Below are 23,643 nucleotides of genomic sequence, written 5' to 3'. Positions count from 1 at the left end.
GCGTTCAGGCTCTCCCGTAAGCGATCGTCGCCATCGTGGATCCGTCACTTCCACTCTGACGGAGTCACCCATGTTGCGCCAGTGTACGTTGATGGCGTTTGCCGCCCTGACGACCGCCTGCGCCACGACCGGAGCCACGCTGGGCAGCGGCGTCGGCGATGCAATGCTCTCGCGTGCGCCGTGGTATGCGGGCGTTCGCAGCACCCCGGTCGCCGCGCCCAGCACCCGCGTGGGTGTCGCGCCGATCGCGTATCAGAAGCGCGAGGGCCAAGGCGACGTCTTCGATCCGAGCGGCGCGCCCGGTTCGCCGATGGCCGCGTTGCTCGCCGAGATGAACGCCTACCTCGACTCGCTGACGGCGGCCAACGGCTCGGTGCCCGTCCGCCTGTTGGAGGCAGGCGCCGCCGGTGCGCGACCGGCGATGCGCGGCACGCCCCCCGATGTGCGCTTCGGCTGCCTGCGCGAGGGGAACCTCGTCGGTGAAGACTGCGCCGCGCGCGGCGACAGCGTGCTGGGACGGGATCCGAACTTGAACCAGATGAAGCTCGAGGTCGGACGTCCGTCGCCCGACTGGGTGTCGTGGTTCGCCGAGGAGACCGCGAACAGCGACGTCTCGCATGCGCTCGTGATCACGATTAAAGTGGGCGGGTACCTGATTCGCCAGCGCGGCCTCACGGCGCAGAAGTCCGTCGAGCTGGGCAGCCAGCACGTGCAGGAACTGCCGTGGCTCACGTCGCTGGAGCAGCCCGTGCAGGTCATCCAGCTGACGGGCGCGCTGGTCGGCCGCGACGGCAAGGCGCTGCGCATCGGCGCCGAGGGCATCGTCGCCAAGCGCACCGGCATTGTCGCGAGCGGGTTCGGGCTTACGGCGCTGATTACGGACGAGGACGTCGCGGCGCTCCGCGCAGGTCGGCGCGACGATCTGCCGGGACGGCCGTTGGCCTGGCAGGAAGCGCTGCGGACGCTGGTGAAGGAGCTGACGCGCTAGGCGCAGGATCGGGGCGCGGGAGCCCCGTCAGTCCGCCGCGCGGGTTGCGGCGGCCAGAGGTCCGGGTGCCGTGGGGGCGCCCGGGCCTCTTGACATAGGGGGTGGGGGTATATCAAATTGATACCCGTAGGGGGTATATTCACACTCAATCAGGAGCAGGCGATGACGACGAAGACGCTGGAGATCGGTGGGATGACCTGCGGGCATTGCCTGCGGATGGTGAAGCAGGCGATGGACGGGCTGGCGGGCGTGACGCTCGACGACCTGCGCATCGGCAAGGCGACGGTGACGTTCGATGAGACGCAGGTCTCGGTCGACGCGATCGCCGAGGCGGTGCGTGACGCTGGGTACGACGTCCGCTCGACGCAGTAGGAGGTGGATATGTCAGCGACGGACTGGACGGTCATACTCGCGGCGGTGTTGGCGATCGCCGCGGTGAACTGGTGGTTCTTCGTCGCGGGGCAGTCGCCCGCGGCGGCGGTGGTCGCGGAGTCGGGCGGCCCTGCGGAGGTCGTGATCACCGTCGACGGCGGCTACAGCCCGGCGGTGGTGCAGGTCCGCAAGGGCGAACGCGTGCGCCTCGTGTTCGACCGCAAGGACACGTCGTCCTGCTCGGAGGAGGTCGTGATCCCGGCGTTCGACGTGCGGCAGTTCCTGCCGTCGGGCGAGCGCACGGTCATCGAGATCCAGCCGACGGAGGCTGGTCGCTTCCCCTTCACCTGCGGCATGTCGATGCTGCGCGGGAGCATCATCGTCGATGGCTAACCACACGATTGCCCGCATCCCCGTGACGGGGATGACCTGCGCGGCCTGCCAGGCCCGCGTACAGAAGACGCTCGAGAAGCAACCGGGCGTGACCGAAGCGTCGGTGAACCTGATGATGGGCACCGCGACGGTCACCTACGACCCAGCCGCGGTGCAGCCGGCGGCGTTGGTGTCGGCCATCGAGCAGACCGGCTACGGCGCCGAGCTGCCGAAGCCGGAGCGCAGCGCGTTCGAGGAGCAGGAGGCGCGCGACAAGGCGACCGCCGAGGAGTTCCAGGAACTCAAGTGGAAGGCGATTGCCAGCGGCGTCGTCGGTGCGCTTGCGATGGCGGTGATGCCATGGATGCACCAGATGATGTGGATCACCTGGCCGCTGCTCGTGGTGACGGCCCTCGTGATGGCCACGGCGGGGCGCCACTTCTACGTGCGGGCGTGGAAGGCCTTTACGCACCACTCGGCGGACATGAACACGCTGGTGGCGCTGGGCACGGGCGCGGCTTTCCTGTACTCCGTGATCGCCACGGTCGCGCCGGGGTTTTTCCTCTCGCGCGGCGTGAGCGCCGACGTCTACTACGAGGCGGTGATCCTCATCATCGCGTTCATCCTCACGGGAAACGCCTTCGAGGCGCGCGCCAAGCGCAACACGGCTACGGCGCTGCGTGCACTGGTCCAGCTGCAGCCGAAGACGGCGCGCGTGCTGCGCAACCTGGTGGAGCAGGACATCCCCATCGAGGACGTCGTGGCAGGCGACCTCGTGGTCGTGCGGCCGGGCGAGCGCATCCCGGTGGATGGTGTCGTGCACAAGGGTGAAAGCGCGGTGGATGAGTCCATGCTCACCGGCGAATCGCTGCCCGTGGCGAAGAAGCCGGGCGACACGGTGATCGGCGGGACGATCAACCGCACGGGCGCGTTCCGCCTCAAGGCGACGACGCTGGGCGAGGCGTCGGTGCTCGCGCAGATCGTGAAGCTGATGCGCGACGCGCAGGGCTCGCGGGCGCCGATCCAGGCGTTGGCGGACCGGATCTCGTCCGTGTTCGTGCCGATCGTCATCTCGATCGCCATCGCGACCTTCGCCACGTGGGCGATCGTCGCGAGCGACGCGTCGTTCGTGAAGGGCTTCGCCGCGGCGGTCACGGTACTGATCATCGCCTGCCCCTGCGCGATGGGGCTCGCCGTGCCGACGGCCGTGATGGTCGCGACGGGCAAGGGCGCCGAGCTTGGCGTGCTCATCAAGGGCGGCGAGGCGCTGCAGCGCGCCGGCGACGTGCGGACGATCGTGCTCGACAAGACGGGCACGGTGACCGAGGGCAAGCCCACGGTCACGGACTTGATCGCCGTGACCTCCGGCGACGAGCAGCCGTTGCTCGGGCAAGTCGCTGCGCTCGAGGCGATGTCGGAGCATCCGCTGGCCGATGCCATCGTGCGCGCGGCCAAGGAGCGTGGCGCGGTCATGGGAACCGCCGAGGGCTTTGCCTCCGTCACGGGCAAAGGCGTGACGGGCGTCGTCGATGGTGCGGCGTTGGCCGTTGGCAACGCCGCGCTGATGGCTGACTATGCCATCGATGTGACGCCGCTCGAGGCCGATGCGGCGCGGCTAGCGGACGCTGGGCGCACGCCGATGTTCGTCGCGCGCGATGGCGCACTCGCCGGCCTGCTGGCCGTGGCCGATCCCATCAAGGACACGTCGCGCACGGCGATCCAGCGCATGCATGCGTTGGGCCTCGAGGTCGTGATGCTCACGGGCGACACCGAGCGCACGGCCAAGGCCATCGCCAAGGAAGCGGGCATCGAGCGCGTGGTCGCCAGCGTCCTGCCCGAGGGTAAGGTGGCTGAGGTGAAGCGGCTGCAGGCCGAGGGCAAGGTCGTCGCCATGGTCGGCGACGGCATCAACGACGCACCGGCGCTGGCGCAGGCCGATGTCGGCATGGCGATCGGCACGGGCACGGACATCGCGGCCGAGGCGGCCGACGTGGTGTTGATGCGCGGCGACCTCCGGGCCGCTGCGCACGCGGTGGAGCTGTCGCGCCGCACGATGGCGACCATGAAGCAAAACCTGTTCTGGGCGTTCATCTACAACGTGATCGGCATCCCCGTGGCGGCGGGAGTACTTTTCCCGGCCTTCGGATTGCTGCTGACACCCGTGATGGCGAGCGCCGCGATGGCGTTCAGTTCCGTCAGCGTCGTGACGAACTCCCTGCGCCTGCGTTCGGCGCGCATCGCATAACCGGAGACTGCATCGATGGCGACGACCCACAAGCACCTGCCCACGGCGAGCTGCAGCTGCGCGGTCCACGAGGATGGCCGCAAGGCCGTAGCCGTGGACCCCGGCATCAAGGACAGCAACCTCAAGCGCCTGCGGCGCGTCGAGGGTCAGGTGCGCGGCCTGCAGAAGATGATCGAGGAGGACCGCTACTGCGCGGACATCCTCACGCAGATCTCCTCGGTGCAGGAGGCGCTGCGCGCCGTCGGGCGCGAGTTGATGCGCAACCACCTCAAGCACTGCGCGTCGGCGGCAATCAAGGGCTCCGATGCGGAGGCCGAGGCGATGTACGACGAGTTAGTGGACATGATCTACAAGAGCAGCAGGTAACCATGGAACTGGGACTCTACACCTTCGTCGAGCACACGCCCGACCGGCACGGGACGCTGATCCCGCGCGAGCAGCGCATCGCGAACCTCCTCGAGGAAGCGGTGCTCGCCGATCAAGTCGGCCTCGATGCGTTCGGCATCGGCGAACACCATCGCGAGGACTACCTCGCGAGCGCGCCGACGATCCTGCTGGCGGCGATTGCCGCGCGCACCTCGCGCATCAAGCTCTCGACGGCGGTCACCGTGCTGAGCTCGGAGGAGCCGGTACGCGTGTTCCAGCAGTTCGCGACGCTGGACCTGCTGTCGCAGGGCCGCGCCGAGATCATGGCGGGGCGCGGCAGCTTCATCGAGAGCTTTCCGCTGTTCGGCTACGACCTCAACGACTACGACACGCTGTTCAACGAGAAGCTCGACCTGCTGCTCGAGCTGGTGCGCAACGAGCGCGTGACGTGGAAGGGGCGCCATCGCGCGCCGCTGACCGACCAGGTCGTGTATCCGCGGCCGTTGCAGGAGCAGCTGCCGGTGTGGATCGCGGTGGGTGGGACGCCGCAGTCGGTGATCCGGGCGGCGATGCACGGTGTGCCGATGGCGCTGGCGATCATCGGCGGTTCGCCCGAACGCTTCGTGCCCTACGCGGAACTCTACCGCGACACCTGGCAGAAGGCGGGCCACGACCCGGCCAAGCTGCAGCTCAGCATCAACTCGCACGGATTCATCGGCGACACGACGGCGCAGGCCGCGGAGATCGCCTGGCATCCGTATATGCTGCAGATGGGCAAGATCGGTCGCGAGCGTGGTTGGCCGCCGCCGACCAAGCATCAGTTCGACGCCGAGCGCTCGCCGAAGGGCGCCGTGCTGATCGGCGATCCGCAGGCGGTCATCGACAAGATCCTCTGGGAGCATGAACTCTTCGGCATGACCCGCTTCACGCTGCAGATGAGCGTCGGGTCGTTGCCGCACAAGGACCTCATGCGGGCGATCGAGTTGTACGGCACGGTCGTCGCGCCGGCGGTGCGCAAGGCGGTCGGGAGCGGTGTCGCGACGGCGGTGTGATATTTCCGCGGTGCGCGTTCCGCCACGCTTCCTCCGCTCGCTGCTCGCGTCCGCGGGCGTCGCCCTCGCGGCGGCGCCCGCGCTGCGTGCCCAGCCGGTCGTGCAGATGTCGGTCACGGGGGCCGATGCCTCCCCAGCCACCAAGGCCGCACTCACCGGCAGCCTGATTCTCGCGGGTGCGGCCGGCGCGCAGCTCATCAAGACGCCCAAGGCCTGGGACCGCACGTGGCAGGGCTTCGGCTATCGCGTCGCGGACCAATCCGGCTTCTATCTCGTGCAGACGACGAGCTTCCGCGCGCTGGGGCGTGCGCTCGACTACCGGCAGGACGCGGTGCTCTGCCCGCGCGATGGCCTCGTCGGCTGCGCATTCACCGCGACCTTCACGGCCTTCGACCGCGAGGGGCGGCGGCGCGTGAACACGCCCCTCGTGACGAGCATTCTCGTCGGCACCGGTGCGTCGCTGCTGTGGCGACCCGAGCGGCACGACAACGGGGAGTCGTGGGCCTTCGTCGGTACCCGTTTGGGCATCGCGTTCGGCGGTTATGTAGCCGAGCGCATCCTCGTGGATTGGTGGGCGCAGCGGAACTAGGCGTGCGGCGCGGTGGTTTGTCCCGAACATGTCAAAGCCACTGCTGCAGGTCCTGATCGCCTCCACCCGTCCGTCGCGCGTCGGTGCGAAGGTTGCCGACTGGTTCATTCCGATCGCCGAGGCGCACGGCGCGTTCGCGATCGAGCGCGTGGACCTGAAGGACGTGAATCTCCCGTTCCTCGACGAACCGAAGCATCCGCGGCTCGGTGAATATGAGCATGAGCACACGAAGCGCTGGAGCGCGACGGTCTCGCGCGCCGATGCGTTCGTGTTCGTCACGCCGGAGTACGACTTCGGTCCGCCGGCCTCGCTGATCAACGCCCTGCAGTTCCTCGTGAAGGAATGGGCGTACAAGCCGGTCGGCCTGCTCAGCTACGGCGGTGTCTCGGCCGGTCTCCGCTCCGCCAACGCGCTGCGCATCATGTGCACGGCGAACAACATGATGCCGCTGCCGGGCGCCGTGTCGATCCCGCTGGTCGGTCAGCTCGTGAACAAGGAGACCGGCCTCTTCGAGCCTGGGGACGTGCAGGTGAAGGCGTCGAACGGGATGCTGGCCGAACTCGCGCGCTGGGAACGCGCGCTCAGGACGCTGCGGACGGCGTAGCCAACGCGTTCGCGGCGCGCCACTCCGCGTGGGCCTGCGCCAGCGCCTGGTCGAAGAGCTCCGGTGGCTGCGCGCCACTGACCGCGTAGGCCTGGTCGAACACGAAGAACGGCACGCCGCTGATGCGCTGCTGCCGCGCCTCGGCGATGTCGCGGCGCACCTCGTCGGCGAAGGCATCGCTGGCGAGCAGGGCGGCGGCGGCCGCGGCGTCGAGTCCGACGTCCACGGCGAGCGCCTGCAGCGACGCGTGATCGTCGACGTTGGCGCCCTCGGTGAAGTAGGCGCGCAGCAGTCGGTCCTTCATGGCGTCGCCGCGGCCGAGCGACTGCGCCCACTGGAGGAGCCGATGCGCGGTGAAGGTGTTGGCGACGACGACGCGGTCCATCGCGAACGCGATGCCCTCGCTCTCGCCCATCGCGCGCACGTGGGCCTGCATCTGCTCCACCTGCGCCAGTGACAGGCCCTTGCTCGTGGCGAGGAACTCGTTGAGGCGCCGCGAGGCATCGGTGACGAGTTGCGGCTGGAGCTGGAAGCTGCGCCATTCCACGCGGATCTCGTCGCGGTGCGGAAAGCGCGCCAGTGCGCCCTGCAGCCTCCGCTTGCCGATGTAGCAGAAGGGGCAGGCGATGTCGGACCAGACTTCGATGAGCATGGGGTCGCGGGTCGTCATCCCTGACGAATACGCGAGCGCGGCGATATGCTCCACGGCGTGACTCCCGAACACGTCGACGTGCTCGTCATCGGCGCCGGACTCTCCGGCGTCGGCGCGGCCTACCACCTGCAGACGCTGTGCCCCGGTCGCAGCTATGCGATCGTCGAGGCGCGCGAGGCGATGGGCGGCACCTGGGACTTGTTCCGGTACCCGGGGGTGCGTTCGGACTCCGACATGTTCACGCTGGGGTACCGCTTCCGGCCGTGGACCGGCGGCAAGGCGATTACCGATGGACCGTCCATCAAGGCGTACATCGAGGACACGGCGCGCGCCTACGGCATCGATCGGAAGATCCGCTACGGACACCGCGTCGTTGCGGCGTCGTGGTCGAGTGCCGACGCGTGCTGGACCGTGACGATGGAGGTCGGCGCCGCGCGCGAGCGCCGCACACTCCGCGCGCACTTCCTGTACACGTGCACGGGCTACTACGACTACGCGAAGGGCTACCTGCCGGAGTGGGCAGGGACGGGCGAGTTCCGCGGGCGCTTCGTGCATCCGCAGTTCTGGCCGGAGGATCTCGATTACTCCGGCAAGCGCGTCGTCGTCATCGGCAGCGGCGCGACGGCCGTGACGCTGGTGCCGGCGATGGCCGAGGGGCCAGGGGCGGCGGCGTCGGTGACGATGCTGCAGCGCTCGCCGACCTACGTGGCCTCGCTGCCTGCCGCGGACGGCATCGCGAACGTGTTCCGCGAGGTGATGTCGGAGGATGCCGCGTACGCGGCGGCGCGCTGGAAGAACATCCTGCGGCAGATGCTGTTCTTCAACGTGGCGCGCGCATGGCCGGGATTCTTCCGTCGGCTGATCCAGAAGGGCAACCGCGCCGAGCTCGGGCCGGCATTCGACGTCGACACGCATTTCAATCCCAAGTACAACCCCTGGGACGAACGTTTCTGCATCGTGCCGGATGGCGACCTGTTCCGGGTGCTGCGCGAGGGGCGGGCGGACATCGTGACGGACCAGATCGAGCGCTTCGATGCGACGGGCATCGTCCTCACGTCCGGGCGGCATCTCGAGGCGGACATCGTCGTCACGGCGACCGGCCTCGTGGTCCAGCTGCTTGGCGGAATGTCGCTGGAGGTGGATGGCCAGCGTGTCAACCTCGCGGACACGATGGCGTACCGCGGCATGATGTACAGCGGCGTGCCGAATCTCGCGTCAGCCTTCGGCTACACGAATGCGAGCTGGACGCTCAAGTGCGACCTCACGAGCGAGCATGTGTGCCGGCTGCTCAACTATATGGATGCGAAGGGCTACGTGCAGGCGACGCCGCAGCGGGAACCGGGGATCGAGGGCGAGCCGGTGCTCGACTTCACGTCGGGCTACGTGCAACGCGCGCTGCCGTTCCTGCCGAAGCAGGGGCCCGCGGCGCCGTGGCGGCTGTATCAGAACTACATCCGCGACCTGTTCCTGCTGCGACATGGCAAGGTGAACCATCGGGTGATGCAGTTCCGCCGCGGGGAACGCCCGCGTGCCTGAGCGCATGCGCCTCGCCGGTCGCACGGCGGTGGTCACCGGGGCGGGCAGCGGCATCGGGCGTGCGACGGCCGTCGCGTTGGCGGCGCGCGGATGCCATCTCGCGCTCGCGGACCTGCACGCCGAACGTTTGGCCGAGACGGCGCAGTTGGTGGCGCGCGAGGGGCTGCGCGTGAGCGCGCATCGTCTCGATGTGTCGGACCGGGCGCAGGTGCAGGCGTTCCCCGATCAGGTGCTGGCGCACCACGTCGGCGTGGACCTGTTGTTCAACGTTGCCGGCGTCGGTTTGGGCGGGACGTATGAGCAAGTCACCGATGATGACGTCGCGTGGGTGATGGACGTGAACTTCTGGGGGACGGTGTGGATGACGCGCGCCTTCCTGCCCGCGCTGCGGTCCTGCGATGCGGCGCAGATCGTGAATGTGTCGAGCGTGTTCGGCATGGTCGCACCGGCGGGGAACGTGGCGTACTCGGCGAGCAAGTTCGCGGTGCGCGGATTCAGCGAGGCGCTGCGCTGGGAGCTCGAGGACACGCACATCGGCGTGACGGTCGTGCATCCGGGAGGAGTGGCGACGAACATCGCCAACGATGCGCGGGTGCCCGACGGGGTGGACGAAGCGGAGCGGCAGCGGAAGCTGGCGTTCTCGAACAAGCGGCTGCGGATGCCCCCGGCGAAGGCGGGGGAGATCATCGTGCGTGGCGTCGAGGCGCGGAAGTTGCGCGTGCTGGTGGGTTGGGACGCCGTGGCGCTGTCGATCCTCACGCGGCTCGTGCCGGTGCGGTATTGGCGCGTGCTGCGGAGCTGGGTGCGGGAGGACTTGGCGGCAGGCGGGGGGTCGGGCCCGCAGGGTTAACTGGGAGGCCTTGACACTTGGTGTTATAACACGTATTATGCTTCCGTGTCGCCTGACCTCCGCCACGAGCTGCGCCAGCAGAAGCCCTTCGCGAGCCTCGCGCAGGAGGCATTCCTCAGCGTGGCGCGCACGGAGACGGTGCTGCGGGAGGGCATCGAGCGGCTGTTGGAGCCGTACGACCTGACGCTCACGCAGTACAACGTGTTGCGCGTGCTGCGCGGTGCGGACTCGACCGGGCTGTGTCGCAACGAGATCCGCGATCGCCTGGTGACGCGGATGCCGGACGTGACGCGGTTGCTGGATCGGATGGAGGACGCGGGGTTGATTCACCGCGTGCGCAGCACGGAGGACCGGCGGCAGGTCAACACGACGCTGACGCCCAAGGGTCGGAAGCTCGTGAACGAACTCGATGCGCCGATGGCGAAGGTGCATGAGCAGCAGCTCGGGCACCTCGATGCCAAGCAACTGAAGACCCTGATCGACCTGCTCGCCCTCGCGCGCAACTAGGAACTTCTTTGTCGCAATACGTGTTATAACACCAAGTATCATCACACCAACAAGGAGCTTATCCCATGACCCGCAGCAGCACTGACTCTCGCCACGATGCCGCTCTCGCGGCCCTGCGCGTCGCCATCGGCGGCATCTTCGCCGCCCACGGCGCGCAGAAGCTCTTCGTCTATGGCATCGACGGCGTCACCGGTGCCTTCGGCGGCATGGGGATCCCGATGCCCGGCATCACCGGTCCGTTGACGGGCGTGGTGGAACTGCTCGCTGGCCTGGCGCTGGTGGTTGGCCTGATGACGCGGCTCGCCGGACTCGGTCTCGCCGTGATCATGCTCGGCGCCATCGGCATGGTCCACATCGGCGCGGGCTTCTGGGCGCCGAACGGCGTCGAATTCCCCTTGGCGCTGATGGCTGGTGCCACGACGATCGCGCTGGCCGGCGCGGGTCGCTTCTCACTCGATGCCGCGATCGCGGCGCGGAGGAACTAACCATGCGTGTTCTCATCATCGGCACCGGCAACATGGGGCGCGGCATCGCGACCCGGGCCATTGCGGGCAAGCACAGCGTCACCCTGCATGACGAAGACGGCGCGAAGGCGCAGGCGCTCGCCAAGGAGCTCGGCGTCGCCGTCGCCGGCGAGCTTCGCGACGCGGTCTCGGCAAGCGACCTCGTGATTCTCGCGACGCCGTTCGAAGGCAACGTCGCGTTGGCGAAGGCGCACGCCGCCCTCCTGGACGGCAAGATCGTGATCGACATCTCGAACCCGCTCAACGACACCTACAGCGGCCTCGTGACCGCGCCGGGTACGTCGGCGGCCGAAACGATTCGTGCGCTGCTGCCGAGGGGCACCAAGGTGGTGAAGGCGTTCAACACGACCTTCGCCGGCACGCTGGTCGCCGGTCAGGTGGCCGGCCAAACGCTCGACGTGCTCATCGCCGGCGATGACGAGGCGGCGAAGGCGACGGTCGCGGAGTTCGTGACCAGCGGTGGCCTGACACCGATCGACGTGGGCGCGCTGGATCGCGCCCGCGAACTCGAGGCGATGGCCCTGCTCGGCATCACCCTGCAGTTCCGGCTCAACACCGGCTTCGGGACGGCGTGGCGCCTCGTGCGCCCCGCCGCCTGAGGCGCGCGCTCGCCGCGACGGCGGGCAACCCGTACGTTCGCTCCACCACCGCAAGAGGATCAGACCATGGCAGTCACGAGAGACGACATCTTCGGCGCGCGCACCACGCCCGAACCCGCAGTGCCGGGCTCGTACGGCGAACGTCCGAGCGGATATCGCCTGCCGGACGCGACGCGCCTTGGCCGAGTGACGCTCCAGGTCGCCAACCTGCCGCGATCGCTCGCCTTCTATGAGGAAGTGCTTGGCATGCAGGTCGTCGCGCGGGATGCGACGACGGCGGCGCTGGGTGCCGTGGGCGATGCGCGCGTGCTCGTGACGCTCGAGGAGAAGCCGGGGATCCGTCCGGCACGCGGCGGCATGCTTGGGCTGTATCACTTTGCACTCCTCTTGCCGGACCGTCCGGCGCTCGGTCGCTTCGTGCAGCATCTGGCGGAGATGAACGTGCGCGCCGGTGCCGGCGATCACCTGGTCAGTGAGGCGTTCTACCTCACCGATCCGGATGGCTTGGGGATCGAAGTGTACGCCGATCGCCCGCGCGACACGTGGCGGCGCATCGGGCGCGAACTGATGCTCGCGACCGATCCTGTCGATGCCCGCGCCTTGGTCGCGGCGGCGGGCGGGCAACCGTGGACGGGCATGCCGGCCGGCACGGTCATGGGACACGTACATCTGCATGTCGGCGATCTCGAGCGCACGCGCGCGTTCTACTCCGAGGCCCTGGGCTTTGACCGCATGACGTGGCGGTATCCGGGCGCGCTGTTCCTCGGCGCTGGCGGCTACCACCATCACCTCGGCACGAACCTCTGGGCGGGGCCGCATGCGCGTCCGGCCACCGACGACGACGCGCGCCTGATGGAATGGACGATCGAAGTGCCGACCACGCACGACGTCGCCGCTGTGGTCGCCAGCCTGGAAGGCGCGGGCTACCCCGTGATGCGCATGTCGACGGGAGATGGCATCACGAAGGATCCGTGGGGACAACAGCTGCGACTCGCGGCACAGTAGTCTGCGAAGGCGCCTCATCGCCCGACGGAAAACCGCAGGACAACAGACGGAGGCACTATGCGTGGCATCAAAGACAAGGTCGCCCTCATCACGGGCGGCGGCTCAGGGATCGGGGAGGCGATCGGCAAGCGGCTCGCTGCGCTCGGCGCAAAGGTCGTGCTGACCGACATCAAGCTCGAAGCGGCCGAGCGCGTCGCGAAAGAGATCGCCGCCGCCGGCGGCACGGCGCTGGCCCTGCAGCAGGACACGGCCAAGGCCGGGGACCACGAGCGCGCGGTGGCGCAGGCGGTCGCCGCGTTCGGCGCGCTGCACTTCGCGGTCAACAACGCCGGCATCGGAGGCCGCTCGGCGCCGACCGGCGACGTGGACCTTGCCGACTGGCAGCGCGTGATCGACATCAATCTCAACGGCGTGCTGTACGGCATGCGCTACCAGATTCCGGCCATGCTGAAGGCGGGCGCGTCGCAGAGCGCGATCGTGAACATGGCGTCGATCCATGGCTCCGTGGCGGCTCTCGGCAACAGCGCCTACACCGCGTCGAAGCATGCCGTGGTCGGCCTCACGCGCAACGCGGCGGCCGAGTACGGGGCGCAGGGCCTGCGCATCAACAGCGTGGGGCCCGGCTACATCGAGACACCGCTGCTCGGCGGGCTTCCCGAGAACGTCCGGACGGCGCTGGTCGCCAAGCACCCCCTGGGCCGGCTCGGCAAGTCGGACGAAGTCGCCGCGCTGGTGGCGTTCCTGCTGTCCGACGAGGCCTCGTTCATGACGGGCGGGTACTATCTCGTGGACGGTGGATACACGACGGTCTGAGGGCGCGTCCGTCAGGCGTGACGCGGAGATGCCGAGACGATCGCCGCGTTCCGCTGCAAGCCGCTGAGCTTGGCGCGCTTCATCGCCGAGCCGCGGAAGGCATCGCGATACGTCGCGTCGTCGAGGGAAAGCAGCCAGGTCGCGAGCTCGCTGGCGCTGCGCCCGTCGAGCGCCGGTCGGGCCGCAAACGACGGCTCGCGCAGTGCGCGGGCGAACTTCACGTTCCACGGGCAGACGTCTTGGCAGATGTCGCAGCCGTAGACGTGCTCGCCGAGGGCGGCGTGGAACTCCTCGGGAATCGCGCTGCGTGATTCGATCGTGAGGTAGGAGATGCAGCGGCGCGCGTCCATCACGCGTGGGGCGACGAAAGCCTGCGTGGGGCAGGCCTCGAGGCAGCGCGTGCAGGTGCCGCAGTGGTCGTCCTCGAAGGGCGCATCGGGCTCAAGCTCCGCGTCAAGGAAGAGCGCGCCAATGAAGAAGAACGACCCGAGCTCCGGGTTGATGAGCATGGTGTTCTTGCCGGTCCAGCCAAGCCCGGCTTGGCGCGCGAGCTCGCGTTCGAGGATCGGTCCGGTGTCGACGTAGCTGCGGCCGCGCACGTCATCACCGCGTTCGCGCTTGACCCACGCGAGCAGTGCATCGAGGCGGTCCCACATCAGACGATGGTAGTCGTCACCGCGGGCGTAGCGCGCGACAGGCCCGTCGGGTTGCTTGCCGCCGTAGTCGAGCGCGACGACCACGGCGCTGTGCATCCCGGGTTCGGGGCGGGTGGTGTCGGCGCGCAGCTCGGCGCCGCGTTGCAGGTAGTCCATCTCGCCGTGGTATCCCTGCGCGAGCCAGTCGGCGAAGGCCGCGTGCGTCGTGACGGGTCCCAGCCGGGCGATGCCGGCGAGATCGAAGCCGAGTCCGAGGGCCTGCGCCTTGAGGCGCTGTTCGAAGGCCGTCATAACGCGCGATCACCGGCGCGCCGGGACGCGCGGCGCAGGGCCGTCACGCGCTCACGGGAAGCGCGCGGCCCAGCGCGCATAGCGGATCACATCCTCGACGGGCGGAATCGCGTCGTAGTCACCGTAGGCCGTGTACATCCGCCAGCGCACATAATCGCGGGCCGGCAGCGGCAGGAACGGAAATCGCAGGTACCAGCGATTGCGGCGGAAGCGCCAGGCAACGACGAGCAAGGCCCGGGCGGTGCGCGGGCTCACCAGGGCGCGCGGGATGAGGGCGAGAACGAGGCCGAGCACGCCTTGAATATAGGCCGGACCCTGCGACTGGGCGGGCTGCGGCCCCGCACCAGGCTCGAGTGCCGCTCCCGCGAGATTCCCCGTATCTTCCCGCGCCATGTGGCTCTACCGCGCGATGCCGCTCATTTCCGAGCTCGCCGTCCGCTCGTACTATCGCGTGACGGTGGCGGGTGCGCGCCTGCCGTCCGACGGGCCGGTGCTGATCGTGGCGAACCACAACAACTCGCTGGTGGATCCGGCGCTGGTGGCGGCGATGGCCGGGCGGAAGGTGCGATTCATGGCGAAGTCGCCGCTGTTCTCGCATCCGCTTATCGGCTGGCTCATCAAGGGCGTGGGGTCGGTGCCGGTGTACCGGCAGCAGGACGACCCGGGCAAGATGTCGCAGAACCTCGATTCCTTCCGCGACGTGCACGCGGTGCTCGCGAAGGGCGACGTGGTCGGAATCTTTCCCGAGGGCATCTCGCACTCGATGTCTCGCTTGGCGCCGCTGAAGACGGGTGCGGCGCGCATCGCCCTTGGCGCGGCGCAGCAGCGGGGCACGGACTTCCCGATCGTGGCCATGGGTCTCGTGTTCCGCGATCGCGACACCTTCCGCTCCGAAGCGCATGTGATCGTCGGCGAGTCGTTCCGTTGGCACGATCTCGTGTCCGAAGCCACGAACCGATCGGCGGTGCGCGAACTCACGGAGCGAATCGAGCAGGCGATGCGCGCGGTGTCGGTGAACCTCGAGCGCTGGGAGGACGAGCCCGTGGTCCGCACGGCCGAGGCGGTGTGGCGTGCGGAGTTCGGGGCGGACGCCTCGCCGGCAGCGGAGGTCGAGCGGCTGCGCATCACTACCGAAGCGCTGCAGGCGCTGCGTGACGGCGGTGCGAACGATTGGCGGGACGTCGCGCTGGCCCTCAAGGCGCACGGGCGTGCGCTGCATCGGCTCGGGCTCACGCCGGAGACGCTGCGCAGCGACGTTCCGTTGTCCGCGGCGCTGCGCTGGGCGTTGGGCCGGCTGCCGCTGCTGCCGCTGCTGCCGATCTCGCTGCTGGGCGGCGTGTTCTTCTGGATCCCGAAGCGCATCACCGTCGCCGCGGCCGCCTACACGGCGCGCCTCGAAGGTGACGACACGGTGGTGACGCATCGCGTCCTCGTCGGTGGCGTCGCCTTCCCCCTGTGGATTGCGCTGACGTCGCTCGCCATCGGACTCGCGTATGGCTGGATGGCTGGGCTGCTCAGCGCCATGCTGCAGCCGGTCTGGGCCTTCGCGGCGCTGGCGGTGGGCGAGCGTCGGCAGGCCATGTGGACGGCGGTGCGGCGCTACTTCCTGCGGCGCTTCAACGCGCGGCGGCTCGCCCCGATGCGCGAGCGGCAGCGCGACCTCGCGCAGCGCTTGCAGCAGTTGCTCGCCCGCACCGTCCCGTCGGCGTCCTGACCCGGGTCGCGCGCGCGGTCAGCGCGCGGACTTGCCGTCGAGCCCTCGCGGCACCGGGAGTCCCAGCGTCGTGAGCGCGGTAGGGAAGAGGTCCACGGTGCGCCGCAGCGCGCCTGCCATCGGTCGCGAACTGATGAACGGGACGAGCAGATGATCGCGCTGCATCGCGCCGTGCCCTGACGTGTGCAGCACGGGCTCGTAGCGCGAGCGGAAGTCCCAGCCGGGAGCCGCGGAGAGGATGATGTCGCCGGCGCGCGGGGCCGCGGCGATGGCGCAGGCCTGCACGATCGCATCGGGGTACTCGCTCTCGCGTGTGCGTTCCCAGGCTGCGGTCTCGTCGAGCCCGAGCAGGTCTTGTCCCAGTCCGAGCGGATCACCGCTGTCGCGGCGGTAAGAGAACGTCCCATCGCCGGCGGTGAACAGGTCGGCGCTGCCGCGTGCGCGTGAGTGAACGCGGACGCGTGCGTCGCCCATAGGCAGCAGCGCGAGGTCAACGGCTGGTAAGTCGAGCAATCGCTCAAGGAAGGGCTGCCAGCGATCGCGAAGCGCGGGCCAGACGGCGCGCCGTCGACGCCCCAGCTCGAGATAGAGATGCGCCATCGCATTGCCGCTGACCATGACGGCGACGTCGTCGCCGCCGATGACCCAGGGATGCGCGCGCACGGCGTGTCCCCATGACGCAATCGTGCCCGCGAGGTCTTCGTGCTGCGGCACCGGCGCGTGCCCGTGATCGCTGACGATCCAGATCTCCAGTTCCCCGGCGCGGCCCTCGCGCGCGAACGCCGCTTCGAGCGTCCGCACCGTGTGGTCCACCGTGCGCATGGCCTCGAGCACGCGTGGATGCCCGTGCCCGAAGCGATGGGACATCTTGTCGATGCCCGGATGCGCAAGGAACGCCACGCGCGGGCGCTGCGCGACGATGCGCCGCACGAACTCCTCGCCGAGCCAGCGATCGAAGCGCATCCAGCCGTCGAGGTCGCCGCGGAAGTGCGTCCACGCCATGCGCGCGCCGAAGGCCCACCCCGTACCGATGCGCTGCCGCGTGGAGAGGCCGCGCCCGACGTACGTGAAGCCGCCGATCGCGCGCGGTTCGTGCTCGAAGAGCGTGCGGTGCTCGCGCGTGAGGTCCTTGTCGGCGCGCATGCCGCCGAGCCCGACGTAGCTGCGGGCATGCGCGGGCCACAGCGTGTGGCGTCGTTCGCGGTCGTACCAGCGGAGGCCGGGCAGGCCGGCGCGGCCGGGGTGCAGGCCCATGAGGAAGGGCGTGTACGCGCTGCCCGTGACCGAGGGAAAGACGCTCGTGAGCGTCAGCGCCGTGCCGCGCGCGCGCAGGCCAGCGAGCGCGGGGAGCTCGCCGGCGTCGATGGCGCCGAACAGCGTGTCGGGACGGGCGCCGTCGGCGACGAGGATGACGAGGGTCACGGGAGCGCGGCAGTCGCAGGAGCGGGTGCGGGAACGTAAACTTCACGGACGATGGCAGCCAAGAAAACTCCCAAGTCCACGTCGCCGGCCAAGGCGACGAAGCCCAAGCCGGCGCGCACCGCGTCGGGCAAGAAGGCCGACCCCGCGCGCCTGGACGCCGCGGCGCGCGAGAGTCTCCAAGGCCTCAAGGACCGCATGGACGAAGGCATGCGGGCGAGTGGGCAGTTTCCGGTCATGAAGGACGAGGTGCTGCCGCGCGCGGCGACCGACGATTCGATCGGCGACTTCTCCTGGGCACTGACCGAGGACGCGAAGCTCCTCCAGTACGGCGGCCCCAAGAGCGACTTCCGCACGACGGATCCGTGGCGCGTCATGCGCATCCAGGCGGAGTTCGTCGAAGGCTTCGACAAGCTCGCCGGCATCGAGAAGGGCGTCAGCATCTTCGGCTCGGCGCGCACGCATCCCGACGATCCGCAGTATCTCGCGGCCGTCGAGGTGGCGCGGATCCTCGGGACGCAAGGCTTCAGCATCCTTACCGGTGCGGGCCCGGGCATCATGGAAGCGGCGAACAAGGGCGCGAAGCTCGCGGGCGCGCCGAGCTTCGGCTGCAACATCGAGTTGCCGTTCGAGCAGGGGGCGAATCCGTACGTCGATACCCTGGTGAGCTTCCGGTACTTCGCGGTGCGCAAGACGATGTTCATCAAGTATTCGAGTGCGTTCATCATCTTCCCGGGTGGTTTCGGCACCTTCGACGAGATGTTCGAGGCGCTGACGCTGATCCAGACCGGGAAGATCTCGCAATTCCCGGTGGTGCTGTTCGGCACGCACTACTGGGCGGGCTTGGTGCGTTGGATCCGGTCGCGCGTGTTGGCGGAGCGGAAGATCTCGCCGGGCGACATGGACCTGATGGTGGTGACGGACGATCCCGCGGAGGCGGCGCGGGTGGTGGAAGAGGCGTATCAACTGCAGCTCAAGACGGCCCGCAAGCGGGCAAGGGAAGCCAATGGCGAAGGGTGAGGATCGCGCGCGCGGTGGGTTCAAGGCGTCGCGTCATGGAGACGGCAAGGCGCAGCGCGCGAGTGCGGCGGGCAACAAGAGCTCGCAGAAGAAGGCGGCCGAGCAGCGCGAGGCGAAGGGCGCCAAGAAGGTGATCACGAAGGCGGCGAGCCCGTTCCTGCGCGGCCGCAAGATCGATCCGCGCAAGATCGACGGCACGGAGACGGTGGTGCAGCTCGTGGAGCAGTGCTTCCAGAGCTACAACTCCGGGCGCCTGCGCGAAGCCTGCCAGCTCTTCACGGAGAAGATGCTGACCCCGAAGTGCACCGTGGGCCTCACGCTCACGGGCGCGCTGACGCCGGCCGGACTGGGCATGAGCAGCATCATCCCGCTCATCGAGGCGGGCTTCGTGGACTGGATCATCTCCACGGGTGCGAACCTCTACCACGACACGCACTTCGGCCTCGGCCTCTCGATGCACCGCGGCGATCCGCAGACGTCAGACACCGTGCTGCGCGAGGAAGGCGTGGTGCGCATCTACGACGTGTTCTTCGACTACGACGTGCTGCTCTCGACGGACGCGTTCTTCCGCAAGGTGATCCGTGCGCCGGAGTTCCAGCGCACGATGTCGAGCGCGGAGTTCCACCATCTCTGCGGCAAGTATCTCGTCGAGCGCGAGAAGGCCTTGGGTATCCCGCAGAAGTCGCTGCTCGCGGCGGCGTACCGCTGCGGGGTGCCGATCTACACGTCGAGCCCGGGCGACTCGAGCATCGGCATGAACGTGGCGGCCTTGGCGCTGGAAGGCGGCACTTGCGTGATCGATCCGAACAGGGACGTGAACGAGACGGCGTCGATCGTGCTGCATGCGAAGCGCAACGGCGAGAGCGCGATCTGCATCATGGGCGGCGGCAGCCCGAAGAACTTCGCGCTGCAGACGGAACCGCAGATCCAGGAAGTGCTCGGCATCGACGAGCGCGGACATGATTACTTCCTGCAGGTGACGGACGCGCGGCCGGACACCGGTGGCCTGAGCGGCGCGACGCCGGCCGAAGCGGTGAGCTGGGGCAAGATCGATCCGGACAAGTTGCCGGATGCGGTGGTGTGCTACCTGGATTCGACGATCGCGTTGCCGGTGTTGACGTCGTACGCGCTGGGCAAGAAGAAGCCGCGCAAGCTGAAGCGGCTGTATGACCGTCGCGACGAGTTGATGGCGCGGCTGCGTCGGGAGTTCGAGGCGGCGAACAAGTAGTCGCGTTCGAACAGGCAGGGCGAGGCGCGGCGGTGAGCTCGGGGCTCACCGCCGCGCTGTGCTTCGTGGGTCTGTCATCGTCTCGTGATAGAATCCCTATTGACTTAGTCGGAATTGCGGCGATAGACTACTTCGCTCGTACAAGCATTTGAGAACAATTCTCATCTAAGTCACAACACGATGACACGCAACATATCTCGCCTGGCAGCAATCGCCGGTGTTGCCGCGCTCACCGCCTGCACCACCGACAACGTCGTTTCCCCCAGCCGCCTGCAGGACGAGGGCTCGATCACGGTCATCGCGACCAGCGCCTGGCAGTTCGTGAGCCTCGCCGACTCGGCGCTCGTGACGCCGACGCCGAGCCCGAATGCGAGCACAGCCTGGGACATCGCGTTCTTGGGGACCAACGTGACGCTCAACGGCGGCGACGCCGGTCCGGGTGGAGTGACGGCGGCCTGCCTCTGCCAGAACGCGTCCGCCACCAACGACCAAGTGCTGGCCATGACGGCGGAGAGCGAGTTTGCAGACTTCGATACGGTCACAGCCGTGCCTCCGGGGCTGAGCTTCGTGAGCGATGCGCTGACGCCGGCGATTGTCGGGTGGCACGCGGGCAGCGGCGCCGCTGCGACCGCCGACACGACGAAGACTTGGTTGCTGCGGCTCAGCGATTCCACGTCGTTCGCTGCGCTGCGCGTGAAGGCGATCGCGACGCCGACGGCCACGCACGCGGGTTCGGTCACGCTGGAGTACCGGCTGCAGACGACGAGCGGGTCGGCCTTGCCGGCGCCGCAGCAGATCGTCATCAACGCCGGCGCCACCGGCGGCGCGCGTGTCGACTTGAACACCGGCACCATCACGACGGATGACGCAGCGTGGGACCTGCACGTGCAGGGCTTCACGATCCGCGTGAACGGCGGCATCAGCGGCAGCGGAAAGGCCGGTGCGGCGACCACCGCCACCGCGTTTGCCGACCTCACGACGGCCGTCACGAACGCCAGCGCCTATCGCATCGACACCTACGCCGGCGTCTTCGGTAGCCAGCGCTACTACCGCTACAACATTCTCGGCGATCACCGCATCTCGCCCACCTTCGACGTGTACTTCCTGCGCCGCGGCAGCGATACCTACAAGCTGCAGGTGACGGGCTACTACAGCGCGACGGGAGCTGCGCGGCACATCACGTTCCGCTGGGCCAAGCTGGACTGATGCGTCGACGGCTGGTGGTGCTGTTGGCGGCGTCCTGCGTCGCCGCGCCGACGCTCGCGGCGCAGGACCTGCCGCGCGGGCGCGTGACCTCGCGCGCTGACGGGCGCGCCGTGGCGGGCGCCGAGGTCCTGCTGATCGGCGATGACACGCTGCGCGTGCGCACGGATGCCGACGGGCGATGGGTCGCGACGCGGCGCCCGGCGAATGCGCGAGAGCTGCGCGTGCGCGCGATGGGATTCGTCGCGCAGTCGCGGGTGCCCAGCACCGGCACCCACGATGTCGCGCTGGTGCCCGCCGCATTGGCGCTGGACCAGGTGGTGGTGAGTGCCGCGCGTCGCGAACAGAAGCTGGCGGACGCCGTCGCGACCGTCGAAGTCGTGAGCCGGCGCGAGCTCGAGCGCAGCGGAGCGTCCGATCTCGCCGCCGTCCTCACCGAGCAACTCGGCATCGAGATGCAGGGCGGCCATCCCGCCGGCAGCGGCGCGATGCTGCAGGGCATCGGCAGCGAGCGCGTGCTCATCCTGCTCGACGGGCAGCCGTTGGCGGGGCGCCTGTCCGGCAACTTCGACCTGGCGCGGATCCCCGTCGGGATGGTGGAGCGCGTCGAAGTAGTGAAGGGCGCGCAGTCCACGCTGTACGGCAGCGAGGCGATGGGCGGCGTGATCAACATCATCACGCGCCGGCCCAGCGACGACGGCCGCCGCGTGGGTGTCAGCGCGAGCGGCACGATGGGCGCGCAGGGCCGCATGGATGCAGCGGGGCGCGTGCAGCTCGTCGCCGGCGACTTCGCGACGTCGCTCGACGTGGCGCGGCGCACGCAGGAATCGGCGCCGGGTATCGCGCGCAACGAAGGGGCATTGGCGGCCCGACTCGACGTGGCGGCGACGATGCAGTGGCGGCCGGACAGCGCGCGGCAAGCCGAGCTCGCGGTGCTTGCGCTCGACGAACGTCAGCGCTGGCGCACGGGCACCTTCTACGGCATCAGCGACAACGTGCAGCTCAACGCACGCGTGGGCGGCAGCTGGACGCGCGGCGCGCACCGCATCAGTCCCAAGCTCGCGGTCTCCGACTGGGATCACACCGCGTACACCAGCGCCTTCACGGCGCCGGTCGCGGGCGATCCCGGCGATCGGCAGCGCCAGCAGATCCTGCTGGGCGAGCTGCTGTATAACGGCGCGTTCCGCCGCGGCGTCTCGCTGGACGCGGGTGTGCAACTGCGCACGGACGCCATCGAGACGGCGCGCGTGCCGGGCGGCCGGCGTTCGCATACCTCGCTCGAGCCGTTCGCGCAGTTGGAGTTCTCGCCGCTGCGCGGCTTCACGTTGCTCCCGGGCGTCCGCATGACGCACAGCGACGTGTGGGGTACACACGTCACGCCGCGCGTCGCGGCCCGCGCACAGGTGGCGCCGCGCGTCACGCTGCGCGCCTCGTACGGGGACGGATTCCGCGCACCGGACTTCAAGGAGCTGTTCCTGTTCTTCCAGAACACCAACGCCGGCTATGCTGTGCAGGGCAATCCGCTGCTGCAGCCGGAGCATTCACGCAACGCCATGCTCGGCATCGAGTGGGCGACGGCCGGCGGCTACGTGCGCGGCCAGCTGTTCCAGAACACCTTCGCCGACTTCATCGAGACGCAGATCGTCTCGGCGCCCAACGAGGCGCCGGTGTACGAGTACCAGAACCGCGACCGCGGATGGACGCGCGGCGCGGAGTTCGAGACCGGCGCGAACCTCGTGGCCAGCGGACGGCTGCGCGGCGAGCTGGGCGCTTCGCTGCTGCAGACGCGGGACGAGCGCAGCGGGCTGGAGTTGCTCGGCCGGCCGTCGCGCTCAGCGCGCATTGGCGTGCAAGCCGTGCTGCCGCTTGCGCTGCGCAGCAGCGTCACGCTCGTCCACACCGGCCGCACGCCGATGCAGCGCGACGACTCCACCGGCGCCGTCGGAAGCTGGCGCGACGCCTTCACCCGTGTGGACCTCCGCGTCGCACGGACGCTGCCCGTGAGCGGCCTCGAGTTCGCGCTCGGCGCCGACAACCTCTTCGACCGCCGCCCCCGCGAATGGGCGGGATTCACCGGTCGGCATGTGTACACGACCCTCACCTACACCCTACCCGGACTCCGTTGATGCTGCGCACGCTCTCCCTCCTCGCCCTCACCGCGCTCTCCCTCGGCGCGCAATCACCCGCGACGACGGGCACGATCGTCATCGCCCACGGCGGCGACTCGACCTGGAATGCCGGCGTGCGCGCCATCGCGGCGCAGGCGCAGACCGGCGGTCCCGTGGAAGTGAGCTTCCTCATGGGGCCTGGTGCCGCGACGACGCGCTTCCAGGATGCGGTGGCGAAGCTCGACGCGAAGGGCGTGTCGCGCATCGTGATCGTTCCGATGCTCGTCTCGAGCCACAGCGGGCACTACGAGCAGATTCGCTACCTCGCGGGCCAGGACGTGCGGCTCGACGAAACGATGGAGCACCATTTGCACATGGCGGGCATCGAGCGCACGGCGTCGCGCACGCCGTTGGTGCTGACGCCGGCGCTGGACAACGCGCACGAGATGGCGCGCGTGCTGGCGGACCGCGCGCTGGCCTTGGTGCAGGGGCAGGGCGATGTGCCGGCGAACCGAGGACTGATGATCGTGGGTCACGGCCCGAACTCCGCCGAGGACTACGCGGCATGGATGGGCAACCTGCGTCCAGTGGCCGATAGCGTGAAGGCGTGGACCGGCTTCCGCGATGTGCGGTTGGAGCTCGTGCGCGACGACGCGCCGGTTGCCGTGCGGGCCGAGGGCGTGACGCGGACACGCGAGTTGATCGAGATGCAGCGCTTGATCACGGGCCGCGATGCGATTGTCGTGCCGGTGTTGGTGTCGAAGGGCTTGGTCAGCCGCGACAAGCTGCCGCGCGACATCGCCGGCACGCCGTCCGTCTATGCGGGCGAGCCGCTGCTGCCACACAGCGCAATGGCACGCTGGGTCGAGCGCCGCGTGCGCGAAGCGACGACGACGGCGGTGACGTCACGCTGACGCGATTGGAATGTCG

At 69.0% G+C, this 23,643-nt stretch carries 25 protein-coding genes; 21 read left to right on the top strand and 4 right to left on the bottom strand.

Annotation, left to right across the window (positions count from 1 at the left end; all coding sequences use genetic code 11):
* The first annotated feature begins 70 nt into the window (after window positions 1-70).
* From Strain318_RS13780 to Strain318_RS13745, 8 genes are all read left to right on the top strand, one after another.
* Entirely contained in the window at window positions 71-988 is a 918-nt protein-coding gene (locus Strain318_RS13780) for a hypothetical protein (RefSeq protein ID WP_367886275.1), read from the top strand.
* A 162-nt stretch (window positions 989-1,150) separates the two neighbouring features.
* The gene (locus tag Strain318_RS13775) at window positions 1,151-1,360 is read left to right on the top strand and encodes a heavy-metal-associated domain-containing protein (protein ID WP_367886274.1); all 210 of its coding nucleotides are present in this window, start codon (window positions 1,151-1,153) and stop codon (window positions 1,358-1,360) included.
* Window positions 1,361-1,369: 9 nt separating this feature from the next.
* The gene (locus Strain318_RS13770; RefSeq protein WP_367886273.1) at window positions 1,370-1,753 is read left to right on the top strand and encodes a cupredoxin domain-containing protein; all 384 of its coding nucleotides are present in this window, start codon (window positions 1,370-1,372) and stop codon (window positions 1,751-1,753) included.
* Window positions 1,746-3,977: a heavy metal translocating P-type ATPase gene (locus Strain318_RS13765; RefSeq protein WP_367886272.1), complete on the top strand. Its 2,232-nt coding sequence runs from the start codon at window positions 1,746-1,748 to the stop codon at window positions 3,975-3,977. Before Strain318_RS13770 ends, Strain318_RS13765 begins: the two co-directional genes overlap by 8 nt.
* A gap of 15 nt (window positions 3,978-3,992) precedes the next feature.
* Window positions 3,993-4,343, top strand: coding sequence for a metal-sensitive transcriptional regulator (locus tag Strain318_RS13760; RefSeq protein WP_367886271.1), 351 nt, complete (start codon window positions 3,993-3,995; stop codon window positions 4,341-4,343).
* 2 nt (window positions 4,344-4,345) lie between these two features.
* Window positions 4,346-5,395 carry an LLM class flavin-dependent oxidoreductase gene (locus tag Strain318_RS13755; protein WP_367886270.1) on the top strand — a complete coding sequence of 350 codons (1,050 nt, stop codon included), beginning with the start codon at window positions 4,346-4,348 and terminating at the stop codon, window positions 5,393-5,395.
* Between the two features lie 10 nt (window positions 5,396-5,405).
* Window positions 5,406-5,984, top strand: a complete 579-nt coding sequence (locus tag Strain318_RS13750; RefSeq protein WP_367886269.1) for a hypothetical protein — start codon at window positions 5,406-5,408, stop codon at window positions 5,982-5,984.
* 28 nt (window positions 5,985-6,012) lie between these two features.
* On the top strand, window positions 6,013-6,588 hold the full coding sequence (locus Strain318_RS13745) for an NADPH-dependent FMN reductase (protein WP_367886268.1): 576 nt from the start codon (window positions 6,013-6,015) through the stop codon (window positions 6,586-6,588).
* Here the strand turns inward: Strain318_RS13745 and Strain318_RS13740 are convergent.
* A complete protein-coding gene (locus tag Strain318_RS13740; RefSeq protein WP_367886267.1) occupies window positions 6,566-7,294 on the bottom strand; it encodes a DsbA family oxidoreductase in 729 nt (242 codons plus the stop codon). The genes Strain318_RS13745 and Strain318_RS13740 overlap by 23 nt on opposite strands.
* A gap of 3 nt (window positions 7,295-7,297) precedes the next feature.
* On the opposite strand from Strain318_RS13740, the gene Strain318_RS13735 reads away from it, so the two are divergent.
* From Strain318_RS13735 to Strain318_RS13705, 7 genes are all read left to right on the top strand, one after another.
* Window positions 7,298-8,776, top strand: coding sequence for a flavin-containing monooxygenase (locus Strain318_RS13735; RefSeq protein WP_437436307.1), 1,479 nt, complete (start codon window positions 7,298-7,300; stop codon window positions 8,774-8,776).
* Window positions 8,777-8,780: 4 nt separating this feature from the next.
* On the top strand, window positions 8,781-9,626 hold the full coding sequence (locus tag Strain318_RS13730) for an SDR family NAD(P)-dependent oxidoreductase (protein ID WP_367887926.1): 846 nt from the start codon (window positions 8,781-8,783) through the stop codon (window positions 9,624-9,626).
* 45 nt (window positions 9,627-9,671) lie between these two features.
* Complete coding sequence (locus tag Strain318_RS13725; RefSeq protein WP_367886265.1) at window positions 9,672-10,133, top strand: MarR family winged helix-turn-helix transcriptional regulator; 462 nt, start codon at window positions 9,672-9,674, stop codon at window positions 10,131-10,133.
* Window positions 10,134-10,198: 65 nt separating this feature from the next.
* A complete protein-coding gene (locus Strain318_RS13720) occupies window positions 10,199-10,618 on the top strand; it encodes a DoxX family protein (RefSeq protein WP_367886264.1) in 420 nt (139 codons plus the stop codon).
* Between the two features lie 2 nt (window positions 10,619-10,620).
* Window positions 10,621-11,256 carry an NADPH-dependent F420 reductase gene (locus Strain318_RS13715; RefSeq protein WP_367886263.1) on the top strand — a complete coding sequence of 212 codons (636 nt, stop codon included), beginning with the start codon at window positions 10,621-10,623 and terminating at the stop codon, window positions 11,254-11,256.
* Window positions 11,257-11,322: 66 nt separating this feature from the next.
* The gene (locus Strain318_RS13710) at window positions 11,323-12,261 is read left to right on the top strand and encodes a VOC family protein (protein ID WP_367886262.1); all 939 of its coding nucleotides are present in this window, start codon (window positions 11,323-11,325) and stop codon (window positions 12,259-12,261) included.
* 57 nt (window positions 12,262-12,318) lie between these two features.
* A complete protein-coding gene (locus Strain318_RS13705) occupies window positions 12,319-13,074 on the top strand; it encodes an SDR family NAD(P)-dependent oxidoreductase (protein WP_367886261.1) in 756 nt (251 codons plus the stop codon).
* A gap of 11 nt (window positions 13,075-13,085) precedes the next feature.
* Here Strain318_RS13705 and queG read toward each other — a convergent pair whose 3' ends face one another.
* A complete protein-coding gene (queG, locus tag Strain318_RS13700) occupies window positions 13,086-14,021 on the bottom strand; it encodes a tRNA epoxyqueuosine(34) reductase QueG (RefSeq protein ID WP_367886260.1) in 936 nt (311 codons plus the stop codon).
* Between the two features lie 51 nt (window positions 14,022-14,072).
* Window positions 14,073-14,315 carry a hypothetical protein gene (locus Strain318_RS13695; RefSeq protein WP_367886259.1) on the bottom strand — a complete coding sequence of 81 codons (243 nt, stop codon included), beginning with the start codon at window positions 14,313-14,315 and terminating at the stop codon, window positions 14,073-14,075.
* Window positions 14,316-14,412: 97 nt separating this feature from the next.
* Here Strain318_RS13695 and Strain318_RS13690 point away from each other — a divergent pair, with 97 nt between their 5' ends.
* Window positions 14,413-15,735: a lysophospholipid acyltransferase family protein gene (locus Strain318_RS13690; RefSeq protein ID WP_367886258.1), complete on the top strand. Its 1,323-nt coding sequence runs from the start codon at window positions 14,413-14,415 to the stop codon at window positions 15,733-15,735.
* Window positions 15,736-15,753: 18 nt separating this feature from the next.
* On the opposite strand, the gene Strain318_RS13685 is transcribed toward Strain318_RS13690, so the two are convergent.
* Window positions 15,754-17,157: an alkaline phosphatase family protein gene (locus Strain318_RS13685; protein WP_367886257.1), complete on the bottom strand. Its 1,404-nt coding sequence runs from the start codon at window positions 17,155-17,157 to the stop codon at window positions 15,754-15,756.
* Between the two features lie 51 nt (window positions 17,158-17,208).
* On the opposite strand from Strain318_RS13685, the gene Strain318_RS13680 reads away from it, so the two are divergent.
* The 5 genes from Strain318_RS13680 (at window position 17,209) to Strain318_RS13660 (ending at window position 23,627) form a co-directional block, all read left to right on the top strand.
* Entirely contained in the window at window positions 17,209-18,174 is a 966-nt protein-coding gene (locus Strain318_RS13680; RefSeq protein WP_367886256.1) for an LOG family protein, read from the top strand.
* Window positions 18,161-19,402 carry a homospermidine biosynthesis protein gene (locus tag Strain318_RS13675; protein WP_367886255.1) on the top strand — a complete coding sequence of 414 codons (1,242 nt, stop codon included), beginning with the start codon at window positions 18,161-18,163 and terminating at the stop codon, window positions 19,400-19,402. The genes Strain318_RS13680 and Strain318_RS13675 overlap by 14 nt, the downstream gene beginning before the upstream one ends.
* A 180-nt stretch (window positions 19,403-19,582) precedes the next feature.
* Entirely contained in the window at window positions 19,583-20,608 is a 1,026-nt protein-coding gene (locus tag Strain318_RS13670) for an HmuY family protein (protein WP_367886254.1), read from the top strand.
* Window positions 20,608-22,731 (top strand): TonB-dependent receptor, encoded by a 2,124-nt coding sequence (locus Strain318_RS13665; RefSeq protein ID WP_367886253.1) that lies wholly within the window; start codon window positions 20,608-20,610, stop codon window positions 22,729-22,731. Before Strain318_RS13670 ends, Strain318_RS13665 begins: the two co-directional genes overlap by 1 nt.
* The gene (locus Strain318_RS13660) at window positions 22,731-23,627 is read left to right on the top strand and encodes a sirohydrochlorin chelatase (RefSeq protein ID WP_367886252.1); all 897 of its coding nucleotides are present in this window, start codon (window positions 22,731-22,733) and stop codon (window positions 23,625-23,627) included. The genes Strain318_RS13665 and Strain318_RS13660 overlap by 1 nt, the downstream gene beginning before the upstream one ends.
* The last annotated feature ends 16 nt before the right edge of the window (window positions 23,628-23,643 follow it).

Source organism: Pseudogemmatithrix spongiicola, assembly GCF_030623445.1.
Taxonomy (GTDB): domain Bacteria; phylum Gemmatimonadota; class Gemmatimonadetes; order Gemmatimonadales; family Gemmatimonadaceae; genus Pseudogemmatithrix; species Pseudogemmatithrix spongiicola.
This window is presented reverse-complemented; position numbering and strand designations above follow the sequence as displayed.